Annotated in this window: 8 protein-coding genes, 1 tRNA gene and 1 pseudogene; 3 read left to right on the plus strand and 7 right to left on the minus strand. The window is 73.3% G+C overall.

The annotated features are described in order from the left end of the window. Positions 1-8: 8 nt before the first annotated feature. From AB0P24_RS10360 to AB0P24_RS10370, 3 genes are all read right to left on the minus strand, one after another. Entirely contained in the window at positions 9-716 is a 708-nt protein-coding gene (locus AB0P24_RS10360; protein ID WP_365792215.1) for a hypothetical protein, read from the minus strand. Continuing rightward, complete coding sequence (locus AB0P24_RS10365; RefSeq protein WP_365792217.1) at positions 713-2,542, minus strand: serine/threonine-protein kinase; 1,830 nt, start codon at positions 2,540-2,542, stop codon at positions 713-715. Before AB0P24_RS10365 ends, AB0P24_RS10360 begins: the two co-directional genes overlap by 4 nt. A 163-nt stretch (positions 2,543-2,705) precedes the next feature. Next, entirely contained in the window at positions 2,706-6,395 is a 3,690-nt protein-coding gene (locus tag AB0P24_RS10370; protein ID WP_365792219.1) for a BTAD domain-containing putative transcriptional regulator, read from the minus strand. A 617-nt stretch (positions 6,396-7,012) separates the two neighbouring features. Here AB0P24_RS10370 and snpA point away from each other — a divergent pair. Then, positions 7,013-7,687 (plus strand): annotated as a pseudogene (gene snpA, locus AB0P24_RS10375) (snapalysin); the annotation flags it as partial. A 198-nt stretch (positions 7,688-7,885) separates the two neighbouring features. On the opposite strand, the gene AB0P24_RS10380 reads toward snpA, so the two are convergent. Further along, positions 7,886-8,065: a hypothetical protein gene (locus AB0P24_RS10380; RefSeq protein WP_365792221.1), complete on the minus strand. Its 180-nt coding sequence runs from the start codon at positions 8,063-8,065 to the stop codon at positions 7,886-7,888. Positions 8,066-8,393: 328 nt separating this feature from the next. On the opposite strand from AB0P24_RS10380, the gene AB0P24_RS10385 reads away from it, so the two are divergent. Next, positions 8,394-10,040 (plus strand): hypothetical protein, encoded by a 1,647-nt coding sequence (locus tag AB0P24_RS10385; protein ID WP_365792223.1) that lies wholly within the window; start codon positions 8,394-8,396, stop codon positions 10,038-10,040. A gap of 472 nt (positions 10,041-10,512) precedes the next feature. On the opposite strand, the gene AB0P24_RS10390 is transcribed toward AB0P24_RS10385, so the two are convergent. Then, on the minus strand, positions 10,513-10,836 hold the full coding sequence (locus AB0P24_RS10390; protein WP_365792225.1) for a hypothetical protein: 324 nt from the start codon (positions 10,834-10,836) through the stop codon (positions 10,513-10,515). Between the two features lie 436 nt (positions 10,837-11,272). On the opposite strand from AB0P24_RS10390, the gene AB0P24_RS10395 reads away from it, so the two are divergent. Then, a tRNA-OTHER gene (locus AB0P24_RS10395) sits at positions 11,273-11,357 on the plus strand. 494 nt (positions 11,358-11,851) lie between these two features. Here the strand turns inward: AB0P24_RS10395 and AB0P24_RS10400 are convergent. Together AB0P24_RS10400 and AB0P24_RS10405 are read right to left on the minus strand one after the other, a co-directional pair. Further along, on the minus strand, positions 11,852-12,139 hold the full coding sequence (locus AB0P24_RS10400) for an SCO5918 family protein (RefSeq protein WP_365792227.1): 288 nt from the start codon (positions 12,137-12,139) through the stop codon (positions 11,852-11,854). 82 nt (positions 12,140-12,221) lie between these two features. After that, positions 12,222-12,641 (minus strand): CBS domain-containing protein, encoded by a 420-nt coding sequence (locus tag AB0P24_RS10405; protein ID WP_365792458.1) that lies wholly within the window; start codon positions 12,639-12,641, stop codon positions 12,222-12,224. Between the last annotated feature and the right edge of the window lie 53 nt (positions 12,642-12,694).

A 12,694-nucleotide genomic window follows, 5' to 3' on the forward strand; every position in this document is an offset into this window, starting at 1 on the left:
GCCGGTGATCAGGAGCAGTCGTACGTGAAGACGGCCGACGCCGTCACCGGGTCCGGCGACAGCACTTCGAGCGTGGCGGTGGCCTTCATGGTGCCGTGGCCGTCGAAGCTCCAGCGCAGGACGACCTCGGAGCTCCTGACGTTCTCGCCGACCTCCTGGTGGAGGACGGCGGAGGCCGTGCCGTCACTGCGCTTCCAGCGGTAGTCGACGGTGCCGGGGTTGCCGTCGGTCCTGAGGACGCCGGTGACGAGGACCGTCCTCGCACAGCGGCCGACCTCGGGCGCGGTGACCGTGGCGCCCACCACGTGCAGCGGTGACCGGGCCGCCGCGCAGGAGCGCATGCCCAGTACGACGGCCACGACGACGGCGACCACCACCAGCAGGGACGGCAGCTCGCGCCGCCACCACGGCCGACGGCGGCGGGCGGGCACCCCGGACGAGCCGTCCGGGGTGAGCGTGCCCCGCCAGATCTCCGTCGCGCGGTCGTCGGCCGTGCCGGACGCGCCGGGTACCCCCGGCCCGAAACGGGTCTCCCCCTCGGCCGCTCCCGCTGCCGTTCCCGTTCCCGTTCCCGCCGCCGAAGACGGTGACGGGAGGTGAAGCGTCGCGGCCGGTTCCGCCGGCGGGAGGGTGACGGTGAGATCGGAGTCGTCGGGGCGCGACGCCGGATCGGTGCGGACGAACCGCAGTCGCGGGTCCTCGGGAGGTGTGCTCATCGGGGCGGGTCGCAATCGACGGGTGCCGCGGTGGACTGGAAGGAGCCGTTGCCCGAGTCGGCGGCCGGGTCGGTGGTGACCCTGACACCGAGGTAGGCGTAGCGCGTCGGCACGGCGAAGGCGTGGGTGTAGCGGCCCGAGATCTGCGTCTTCCCCTTGGGCAGCGCGACCGGGTCGGTGGCCACGACGGTCCCGACCGCGCCGGCCGAGTCGCCGGCGTACCAGCTGAGGTAGAGCGTGCCGTCGGCGGCGCCGTTTGTCGTCACGCTGACGGAGGCCACGATGGTGCAGGCGGCCGCCGTCGGGCCGACCACGTTGATCTGTACGGACTTCACATCGAGGACGGGCGCGGGCGGCGCGGAGGTGCTGCCGCCGCTCGTGGAGCCGCCGCCCGTCGTCGTACCGCCGCCCGTCGTCGTAGCGCCGCCCGTGGAGCCGCCGCCCGTCGTGGTCGTACCGCCGCCGGAGGTGCTGCCACCGGTGGTTCCCGTGCCGCCCGTGGTCGTACCCCCGCCGGTCGTGGTCGTCCCTCCCGCGCCGCCCGTGGAGCCGCCGCCCGTGCCGCCCGCTCCACCGGACGCGGACCCGTCGGGCGAGGCACTGCCCTCCCCGGACGCCGACGCGGAGGGCGACGCGCTCCCCGAAGCCGACGGGGAACCGTCCGACGCCGAGGGATCCCCGCCGGGAGAGCCGGCCGACCCGCTCGGAGCGGTCCCGTCGGCGGATCCGTCCGGCCCCGGACCCGACCCGGCCCCGTTCACCGTGTGGTGCCCGGCCCCCGCGCCCGTGGCGACCGCCGTCGCCGCGAGGCCGCCGACCACCAGCACAGCCCCCGCCGTCAGTCCGGCCAGCATCTTCCTGCTCCGGCCGGGCAGCCGACGGGCGCCCGGCCCGAGGGTGGTCGTGGCCAGGGCCGTCGTACCCGAGGCGGAACCGTCCGCCGTCGGGAAGGAGAGGAAGAACAGGGCGGCGAGCGCGGCGAGTTCGCGCCGGCCGCGCTCCTCCCACTCCTCGCCGTACGCGGCCCCCGCGACGGCTTCGAGTTCCTCGACGAACGCCGCCGCGCTCTCCGGGCGGTCCTCGGGGGCCTTGGCCAGGCCCCTGCGGATCAGCGGGCGCACCGGCTCGGGAGCCAGCTCGTCCGGGATCGGCGCCTCGATGTGCTGGACCGCCAGCTCGGCCAGCGTCCGGCCCGGGTAGGGCTTCATTCCGGTCAGGCACTCGAAGAAGGTCGCCGTCGCCGCGTACACGTCGGTCGCCGGTGCGGACTCACCGCCGGTCCACTGCTCGGGCGCCATGTAGGTCGGGGTGCCGCAGGCTCCTGCGGCCACCCCGCTGGGCACGGCGATGCCGAAGTCCACGAGCTTCGAGGAACCGTCGGCGGCGACCAGGACGTTGTCCGGCTTGTAGTCGCGGTGCACGACCCCCACCGCGTGAGCGGCCGCGAGGCCGAGCAGCGAGCCCTTGAGGACGGCGAGCGCGGCCTCGGGGGTCGTGGCGCCGTGCTCCCGCAGCAGCTTGCGCAGGGGTACGCCGTCCACGAGTTCCATGACGATGGCGGCGCCGCGCGGGTTCTCGACGTACTCGTACAGCTCCACGACATGGGGGGAATCGAGCTCGCCCAGCAGCCGGGCCTCGGCGCGGAACACCTCGCGGAAGGCGGGGTCGTCACAGAGCTTGTCGGCGAGGTACTTGATCGCCACCCGGGTGCCGGTCGTGTCGTGCGTGGCCAGGACCACCCGCCCGCTGGCTCCGGAACCCAGTTCCTTGTCGTGTGTGTAGCCGGAGACCGCCCACTGGTCCCCGGCGCGTGTCGCTTCGCCCATGTCCTTCGCCCCCCGGCCCGTCCCCCGGGCCGCCCCCCGTCAGTTCGTTGCGCGGCTGGTTCGTCCGCGGAACGGATGATGCGCCATCGGTCTTGCGATCCGCTTGCAAGCCGATCGCAAGTCGGCCGTCGGATTCTCGTCCCGGCGGCGCGTCGTACGCCGGTCACGCAGGGGGGAATCGGCGTACGACGCCGCCTTTCCCGGTCTCTCCACCGGCCAGGGCGTGCAGGGACTGCTGGGCACGCGCGTGTTCGAGGCGGGCCGGGCCGTCGGCCAGCAGGGCGAGCGCCTCCCGGAGTTCGGGTCCGCCGTCGGGCCCGCGCGCCTCGCCGCACAGCCGCAGCACCCGGCCGACGGTGCCGGGGGCGCCCCACCTGCGGGCCATCGACAGCTGTTCCCGTGCCAGCCGTACGGCCCGGTCCCGTTCGCCCAGCCCGGTCAGCGCCCGTACCCGCAGCAGATCCCCGTCCCACCACACCGGGTTCACCACGTCCGGCTGGAGATGCCGTACGCCGTCCAGCACGGCCAGCGCCTGTGCGTACCGGCCTTCCGCGATCAGCACCCGCGCCTCGCTCTCCCCGCGCAGCCGCGCCCCCTCGGCGCCCCCGGTCCGCGCCCTCATCCGCTCCAGGCAGGCCCGCGCGCCGGCGATGTCCCCGAGGTCCAGCAGCACCCCGGTCAGGAACGCGCGACACTGCGGGGCACCGGGCGTGACCCCCCACGCGCCGAACTGTTCGAGCGCGGTTTCGAGCGACCGGCGGGCCTGGTGCAACTCGCCGTGCCGCCACTGTGTGAACCCGTTCCACAGGTGCGCCGAGAGCGTCCCGATCAGCGACCCCCGCTGCCCGGTGTACGTCAGCGTCTCGTCCCACAGCAGCCTGACGTCGTCGTCGGCCAGGTGCAGCACGACGCCCGCCGTGCACCACGAGAGCACCCTTCCGCCGCGCAGCAGCACCCGGTCCGTGAGCGCGAACCGGGCCGCGGCGACGGCCGCGGCCCGGTCGAGGCCCCGCGCGGTGGCGTCCCTCGCCGCCTCGGCGGCGAGCATGCGGGCGCCGGGCCCGTCCCCGACGGGGGGTGGCACCGGCTCGTCCATGGCGCTGCCGCCGACGGTGTACAGCCCGTGCGCGAAGGCGCCGAGCCGCGCCAGGGCCAGCAGCCCCTGCCGCTCGTCGGCCGTGCTGCCGGCCGTACCGTCCGCGACGACCTGATCGGCGGTCTGCCCGACGACCTGCGCGGCAGCCTGCCCGACGGTCCGCGCGGCAGCCTGCCCGAAGGTCCGCGCGGTGGGCAGTTCCGCGGCCGCCCGGGTGGCGAACTCGGCCGCCTCGCCGGGCCTGCCGGTGTAGATCAGGGTCTGCGCGAGCAGGCACGCCGCGCCGCCGCGCGGGGGTGACGACGTCTCGTACGCCTCCCGCAGGTGACGGGCCGCCGCAGGCCCGTCGACGAGTGCTTCGGCCCGCCCCAGTTCCAGCAGCACCTCGGGCCGGACGTCCCGCGTGGGCGGCTCCAGCAGCGCGCGGGTGAGCAGGGTGGCGGCCGTGTCGTGCGCGCCGCGGGCGGCCGCGCGGGCCGCGGCGGCGCGCAGGACGCCGACCACCCAGGGCTCGCCCCGGCAGGGGGTCAGGAGCAGATGCCCGGCGGTCCGCTCCGGAGCCGTACCGGCACGGTCGAGGAGCCTCGCCGCCCTTTCGTGCAGGGCCGGACGCTCCCGCGGCGACACCGTCCGCAGCACGGCCTCGCCGGCCAGGGGATGGACGAAGGCCAACGGGTACTGGTCACGGACCACTTCCGCCCGTACGAGGGCCGCCGTCGCCGTGGCCACGTCCTGCTCGGACAGGTCCGTGAAGGCGGCGACCGTCGGCAGCGAGGCCCCGCCTTCACCGCCGCCGCCGTCAGCGCCGCCGCCGTCGAGAACCGCGACCGCCCGTACGACGGCCGTGGCGGCGGGCGGCAGCCGGTCCAGCACGGTGAGCACGAGGTCGGAAACGGCACGGACACCCGACTCCGCCACGGCGCGCGGGTCGGTTCCCGCTCCCGCCGTCTCCAGGGCCCCGAGCACGTGTGTCAGCAGCAGCGGCAGACCGGCCGACACCCGGTGGCAGGCACGTTCGACCTCCTCGTCCACCGTGCCGCCGGGCAGCCGGCGTACCAGCCGGGCGACGCCCGCCGCGCTCAACGGCTCGGGCCGGATGTGCACCATGGTCGGGTCCTGCGCGAGATCGGCGAGCACCTGCTCGCTCTCGCGCCCGGCAGGAGGCTCCCCGGCGCGCAGCGCGGTGACGACGAGGACCGGCAGGTTCTGGATCCGCGGCAGGAGATGGGCCAGGAAACGCAGGGATGCCGTATCGCACGCCTGGAGGTCGTCCACGAGGAGGAGCAGGGGCCGCCGTGCCGGGTGGTCGTCGGTGACCAGGCGCTCGACGATCCGGTAGAGCCCGTGCAGGACGTCGAAGCCGCCGGGCCGGTCGGCGGCCCGCCCGTCGAACACCGGCGTGGCCGGGACCGGGGCGGTGGCGGTGGCGGTGGCGGTGGCCGTGGCCGGCAGCGTGCCGTCGTACTCGGCGACCACCGCGTCGAGCAACCGGCGTACGACGTCGTGGGGATCGCACGGGCGGACCCCCTGGGAACCTCGCACGTCACCGCCCGGCTCACCGCCCTGCTCACCACGCTGCTCACCGCCCCGCTCACGGCCCCTCTCACCGTGCCGCTCACCGCCCGGCTCACAGCCCCCCTCACCGTGCCGCTCACCGTGCCGCTCACCGTGCCGCTCACCACGCTGCTCACCGCCCGGCTCACCGCCCCACTCACCGCCCCCCTCACCATCCCGCTCTCGCCGCACGGCCCCCCGCGCCCCCTCCGCGCGGGCCTCCGGACCGCCACCGACGTCCAGCACCCGAATCCCCCACTCCCTGCCCAGCCGCCCCGCCTCCGCCAGCAGTGCGCTCCGGCCGATCCCTGCCGGACCCTGAACACACACCAGCCCGCCGTGGCCCGCGACCGCGTCCGCCAGGCATTGCCGTAGTTCGGCCAACTCCTTTTCCCGCTCGACCAGTCGGTCGCACTCGAAGGCAGCCGCGGACGCGGGTGCGGACGCGGGCGGAGCAGACGGCAGGGGGGCGGCGGAACGCGGCGCGTGGGACAGGATCTCGGCCTCGACGCCGCGCAGGGCGGGGCCGGGGTCGATGCCCAGCCTGTCGGCGAGGGTGCGGCGGGCGCGGCGGAGCACGGCGAGGGCCTCGGCCCGGCCATGGGCGCGGTGGTGGGCGATGGCCAGCAGGGACCAGCGCTCCTCGCGCAGGGGTTGCCCGGCGACGAGGCCCTCGGCTTCGGCGAGCAGCGCCTCGGTGTGCTCCCCGCACTCCAGGCGGGCGGCCAGCAACTGTTCCCGCACCACCTCACGCAGTTCTTCCAGACGGGCCGCCTCCGCCCGTGCCCACGGGCCGTCCGCGAACCCGGCGAAGGCCGGGCCCCGCCAGAGGGCGAGCGCCTCGGTGAGCAGTGCCGCCCGCCGTGCCGGCGGCTCGGCCTGCCCGGCCTGCCTGAGCAGCGCCTCGAACCGCCAGGCGTCGACCTGGTCCGCGGCGAGACGGACCGCGTAACCGGCGCCTTCCCACACGATGACGCTGCTGCGGGTACCGGCCGCCCGGGCCGGTTCCAGCTCCCTCCGCAGCCGCGAGACGTACGCCTGCAGGGCACCGACCGCGCTCGGCGGCGGCCCCTCGCCCCACACCGCGTCGACCAGCCGGTCGCCGGTGACCACGGCGCCCCGTGCCACCACCAGCAGGGCCAAGACCGCGCGTGGCCGGGGCCCGCCGAGGCTCAGGGCCCGCCCGTCGTACGTCGCGGTCAATTCACCGAGCACTCCGACCCGGAGCCCGGCAGCCCCGCGAGGCTCCGGTCCCGGGGCGCCCGGTCTCGGCCCCTCTCCGTCGGCGTGCTCCATGCGTCCCCACTCGCTGTCGGCCGTACGACCGATTGGACCATGTCGGGGGGCCGATGGACATGCCCTGTTCGTATCGATATGGCCGTACGGCCCTCGGAGAAATACCGGACACGCATGCCCTATGACGTCGGTCACAGCGCTCGACCGATCAACCGGCGTACTTAGTAGATGCCACATGGAAGACATGTGGATATTTGTCCGTCTTGGCGTCGATGTGTGCGTCAACGCGCGCTCCGGAATCCAGCCCGGCCGACCGGCACGCCCCCTGCCCCGTCCTGCAAGGTTTCTGACGTCGCGCCAGCTCCTCCTCCCGCCGCCACGGGCGGACCGGGGGACCCGCGCACCGCCCCGGCGAGGTCCCGGGACCTACGAGGCGACGTAGTGGCGGAGCCCTTTGCGCTCCCTGTGAAGCCGTTCTAAGAATGTCGACCCACAGGACGTCGCCGCAGTTCGGAACCGGTGTTCACGCCGAGTCGACCGCACACCGGGCGCTCGGCGTCACCGAGTGAGTAGGAGCCCCCCACATGAGAGCCCCCCACATGAACTCGTCCCGAACGTCCGCGAGACCTCTCGCCCTCGCTCTCGCTCTCGGCCTGGGTCTGGCCTCCGGCCTGCTGGGCACGGCGGTGCCGGCGAGCGCCCAAACGGCCGCCGCCCCGTCCGCCTCCGCCGGTACCTCCGTGGCGCGGTACGACGGGTCGGGTGAGGAGGCCGCGAACAACAAGGCGTTCTTCGAGGCTGTGCTCAGGTCGGTCGCCGAGAAGCGCGCCGCCCAGCCGAACGCGCAGGCGGTGACCGTCTACTACAACGCCTCCCGGGCCCCGAGCTTCCGTTCGCAGATATCGAGCGCGGCCGCGATATGGAACAGCTCCGAGTCCCACGTCAAGCTCCAGGAGGCGTCCAGCGGCGCCGACTTCTCCTACTACGAGGGCAACGACCAGCGCGGGTCCTACGCCTCCACCAACGGCCACGGAAGCGGCTACATCTTCCTTGACCACACCCAGAGCCGGCAGTACGACGCGGTCCGCGTCGTCGCCCACGAGACCGGGCACGTGCTGGGCCTGCCGGACGACTACAGCGGGCCGTGCAGTGAGCTGATGTCGGGCGGCGGTGCCGGCCCGTCCTGCACCAACCGCTACCCGAGCGCCGCCGAGCGCTCGCGCGTCGACCAGCTGTGGGCCACCGGACTCGCGCAGGCCCCGGGCACGGTGAACCAGCCCGCCGCCCAGCCGGGCACCGCGCCGTCGGTACCGACCGTGACACCGGGCCAGGGCCCGTGGCGCTCGCTCCTCGGCGTGCCCTGGAGTTGATCCCCCCGGCGCGGGAAACCCCGCACCCGGGCCCACCGATGGCAGCGATGGGCCCGGGCACGGCTGCCGAGCGATCGGTTCGCGGACTTAGTCCACGGTGAAGGAGTAGTCGTACGTGGCCAGTTGGATGCCGGAGCGGGTCGTCGCGTAGACCTGGAGGCCGTAGGAGCCGTCCGAGGGCGGGGTCCAGTCGATGTCCGCGGTACCGTCGGCTCCCGCGGCGACCGTGACCTCCGGTTCCGTGTCGAAGGAGTACGTACAGCTCACGAGCCCTTCGCCTTCGGCGTGAACGGGACGCCGCGCTCTGCCGCGCGCCCGCGAACATCCCAGGCGTCCCGGTCGTCGCCGATGCAGAGAAACGCACCGGCCGCATGAGTGCCAGCTCCTGGAGAGCGGTTGCGTCCCGCAATCGAATCGGACGGGACAACGAACAAGGCCACCCGTGGTTGTGGACCTCGACCGGGCGGCCTCTCCTTCCCGGGCAAGGCCGCGCAATGTTCACAGATCATCAACCGGACCGACACCGATCCAGCCATTCTGTGACGGCGGCTGTGTCTTGACTGTGTGCCCTCGCTCATCTGGAAGGTGTTCGCACATGGCCAAAAAGAGACGTGCCAGCGTTGTTGCAATATCGGTGGCGACGGGTGCGGTCGGGGTCAGCCTCGCGCTGTCCGCCGGTGCCGCCGACGCCAGTGGCGGCGTCGGTGCCTGGTCGTCGGTGCCGGCAGTCACCGACGCCCGCGGCGTGACCGCTCCGAACGTCCTGTCGCCCGGACTCGCCGAGCACCCCGTCGCGCAGGGCTCCCTGAAGCTGGAGAACCCGACCGACCAGGTCCCCTACTACGGCTACCTCGGCGACGGCACCCTGCTGCCCGACCCCGCCGTCAAGCAGGCCCCGGGCGTGAAGATCGAGGCGAGCAAGACCGAGCCCGACAAGAACACCTACCTGCGGATGTCCGGCCTGCACGGCGCCGACCCGTCGTACCGGTACGGCAAGCACTTCCTCTTCCAGGGCCACGAGGGCGGTGAGGCCGGGTACATCACCCGCGTCAACCTCGACGCCGACCAGGCCCACCGGGTGACCCTGCTGGCCACCAAGGAGACCGACGGCACGAGCCTGCCCGCCATCGACGGCTCCACCTGGGACCCCTGGGCCAAGCGGCTGCTGCTCACCTCCGAGGAAGGGGCCGAGGGCGCGGTGCTCCAGGCCACCCCGGACATCGACTCGAAGGTTCAGGACATCTCCTTCGTCACCGGCCGGGCCGGCTACGAGGGCATCCAGAACGACTCCGCCGGCAACCTGTGGATGGCCGAGGACGCCGGCGGAGCCACGGTCGCCAACAAGACGAAGCTCCCCAACAGCTTCATCTACCGGCTGGTCCCCTACGACAAGCACGACCTCACCAAGGGCGGCAAGCTCCAGGCGCTGCAGGTGATCTCCCGCCGCAGCGGCTCGCCCGTCGCGTACCAGGGCGTCGACAGCGAGCACCCCACCGGCGGGGCGTTCACCGACGACGAGAAGGACCTGACCAACTACGGTCCGGCCCTGAGCACCCACTGGGTGACCGTCCACGACACCAAGACCGACACCAGCGGGAAGGCGTTCGACGCCAACGCCCTGGCGAAGGCGGCCAAGGCGACCCCGTTCAAGCGTCCGGAGAACGGCCAGTTCCGCCCCGGCACGGACTTCCGCGAGTTCTACTTCGACGCCACCGGGGACACCAACACCACCAGCACGGCCAACGACGGCTACGGCGGCTGGGGCACCCTCTACAAGCTCACCCAGAGCGACCCGCGCTCCGACGACGGCAAGCTCAGCGTCTTCTACACCGGCGACAAGGCGCACACCGGCATCGACAACGTCACCTTCCTCGACCGCACGCACGTCGCCTTCGTCGAGGACGCCAGCGACACCGTGCACACCCAGCGGGGCGCCTTCGACTCCGGGTACGTCTTCGCCACGACGACCGACTACTCGCGCGGCGCGCAGCCGGTGCGCTTCCTGGCCGAGGGCCGCGACCCCTCGGCGACCCTGGACAACATGCTGTCCTCGGTGAACGGCGGCATCCAGAACGACGGTGACAACGAGATCACCGGCATCCACGTCTCCGACGGCGACCCGGGCACGGACGGCATCCTCGGCGCCAAGGTGCCGACCCTGTTCCGCGACGGCTGGCGGCTGTTCTGGACCCAGCAGCACGGCGACAACACCACGTGGGAGATCACCCCGGCCGACAAGTAGGGGTACGGCCGAGTGGGGCGGGACAGCGAGCGATCCGCTCGTCCCGCCCCACTCGCCACTCCCGGGACGAACGTCACCGGAAGCCGCCGCCGTGGCGACACGGCCGTACGCCGGGACTCTCTCCCCACGCCGGTTCCGCGACCGCGACCGCATGGCCGTGGCCAAGGCCCCGAGTACCGGAAACGCGGCTGGCAGGGCGCCGAGCCGAAGCACGACAGCTGCCGCCGTCGGCGTCGGCCGGCATACGGCTCCGACCGACCGGGCGCAGCAGGATGGTTGTCACCGGGACGGCGCGCTGTCCGTCACCACGACACGCGAAGCAGGACCGGCCTCCCCGGCTCCTGCACTCCTGCACTCCTGCACTCCTGCACTCCTGCACTCCTGTACTCGCCTGAGCTGCCCAGCGGCCCCGGCGGACACGGGCCGTGTCAGAAACCGCGCGCCGGGCCATGACGGAAGCCGCCGCGGCCGGTCACAGACCGGCGATCTCCCCGGCCCTCTTGCGCACGGCGTCGAGCGCGTCCACCACGGCGTTGTGCCGGCGCTCACGCGCGGCCCGGTCCGCCGGCACCAGCCGCTCGGCGGCCTGCACGGCGTAGGCGTCCGGATCGCCGAAGGCGGTCCGTGGCTGCTCCCCCGTCTCCGCGCAGTGCGCCGTCACCTCCTTGACCGCCTGGAGCACGACCGCCCGGTCCACGCCCGGCTGCATGGCCAGCCGTACCTGGAAACGCGCCATCCACTTCTCACGGTCCTTCTCCTCCGCCCCGTCGTCCGCCGTCCGGTCCTTCCGCGCCATGTGATCTCCCGGGTGATCGGTGCCCGTCCGTCATGGAGGTGGACGCCCGAACATCGAAGCGGGTTGCGGAAGCGGGCAGGGTTCCCGTCGCCTCCTCTCCCGCGGCACTCGTACGTCGACGTCGCCGACGGCGGATTCGGGTACGGCCCCGACCTCGCCGGACCGGGAGCGAGCAGGGTGGTCAGGTCGTCGCGGAGCAGGATGTCGGCGGCCACGTAGATCGGGGACGGGCGGCGGACGAAGCGCGGAGCAACTCCCCCTCGAACCCCCGAAGTCGGCCAATCACAGGCACGCCACGGACATGACAGTCCAAGCGAGGAGACACTCCTGTTCGCGTGTGAGCGAGCCTGAGCGAGTCGCAGTAGAGCCGAGCCCGGAGACGCCATCCCTTGAAAAGACGTGGGCTCGCCGGTCTCTGAGTCAGTACGATCCGCCTGGCCATGTGTCGTTCAGCGGCCCAGGACGTCGTACTCGGGTTCGCCCCGATGCGGAAACCCCGGTTCGAATCCGGGCCATGGCCACCCTTGGCACGTCCGCCCCGGTGCGGGGCGCGAGCCGCCTCGGCTTTGCTCCGGCGGTGGGCACCTGCGGCGGTCCCCAGCTCCGATCAGCCACTCGGCGATGCCGAGCACCACGAAGTACCCGCCGATGGAGACCGCCCTGCCGAGGCCTTCGCGGCCGGCGCCTTCAATCCACGGCCGGTGATCCCGACGATCGGTGCGCCGAAACGGAGCCCCCGAGCCTGCGCCTCCGGGGTGCGGTCGGGTGGTTCTGGCGGTGTCCACCCGGAGCGCCGGGGGCGGCGGTCGGGCCGCACCGGTTGCCGCCGGGCGTCCTCACGGCGGCAACCAGGCTGAACGGGCCATGCCCTTCTCGTGCGGCTCGCGGCTCCCTGCCGAACCGGCAGACCCCACGGGAGCGGGTTCACGTGCCCGGCCCGCTCACGGACCGAGTGCCAGGTCCCCGGCTTTTCAACCGGCGAACGGCACATGAATCGCCGTGCCCCCGGAAATCGTCACCAGCCGAGCGCGTCCTCGTCGGCTCGCGCGTCCCGGGGCGGCGCGACCGGGGGCGCGCCGTGGCAGGTGAAGCCGAGCCGGGTCAGTGCCCGGCGCATCTCGACGGACGTGAAGTCCCGTCGGTTCTGCCTGGTGATCACCTCTCCGACCTGCATCACGGGGAACACCTGGCTGCCGATGGTCACGGACACGCCGGTCACGGGTTCGGGGGTGATGCCGTCCATCGACTGCTCGACCTCGCTCTTGCGCAGGTCGAAGGGGAAACGAGCGATGACACAGCGCATGGCTGCCTCCGCGGGAATGAGTGAGAACGCCGGGGTACGACTCCGGAGAGGCCGGACGCGCGAGGGCGGCCGGACGGGCCGGTCAGGGTGCGAGAGCGAGGACGCCCAAGGCGTAGCCGTGCTCGTCGACCACGGGGGACACGTTCAGTGTCCGTATCCGCATGGCGGATTCCGCGTCGCCGAGTGCGGCCGTCGACGCGGTGAACGGCCCGCGGTCGAGCGGGATGTCCCGCAGCCGGGTCCGGTCGCTGAACCACGAGCCGCCCCGGTGCGCGGCGAGCTGGGACCGCGTGACCAGTCCCACGCACCGCCCGTCCTCGTCCTGGAGGAGCAGGTGCGGGACGCGAGCCCCGATGAGCACGGACAGGGCCACGTCGACCGCCATGTGGTCGTCGACCTGCGGCCCGGGAGCGTGCAGCATGGCGTCGCGGGCGGTCAGACCGGTGCCGTCGGCCGGGCCGGACCGGTGTGCTCGGAGCGGAATCGGCTTCATCGTCGTCATTGGCGTCAAGGGCTTCTCCTCATCGTTGGGGCGGGCAGGAAGGCCTCGTCTCG

It is taken from the genome of Streptomyces sp. NPDC086519, from assembly GCF_040686075.1.
Classification (GTDB): domain Bacteria; phylum Actinomycetota; class Actinomycetes; order Streptomycetales; family Streptomycetaceae; genus Streptomyces; species Streptomyces shenzhenensis.

Bases quoted from the DNA above. Each gene is read 5' to 3' on its own strand.
- AB0P24_RS10360 (WP_365792215.1), bottom strand. From the start codon at position 716: ATGAGCACACCTCCCGAGGACCCGCGACTGCGGTTCGTCCGCACCGAT.
- AB0P24_RS10365 (WP_365792217.1), bottom strand. From the start codon at position 2,542: ATGGGCGAAGCGACACGCGCCGGGGACCAGTGGGCGGTCTCCGGCTAC.
- AB0P24_RS10385 (WP_365792223.1), top strand. From the start codon at position 8,394: ATGGCCAAAAAGAGACGTGCCAGCGTTGTTGCAATATCGGTGGCGACG.
- AB0P24_RS10390 (WP_365792225.1), bottom strand. From the start codon at position 10,836: ATGGCGCGGAAGGACCGGACGGCGGACGACGGGGCGGAGGAGAAGGAC.
- AB0P24_RS10400 (WP_365792227.1), bottom strand. From the start codon at position 12,139: ATGCGCTGTGTCATCGCTCGTTTCCCCTTCGACCTGCGCAAGAGCGAG.
- AB0P24_RS10405 (WP_365792458.1), bottom strand. From the start codon at position 12,641: ATGACGACGATGAAGCCGATTCCGCTCCGAGCACACCGGTCCGGCCCG.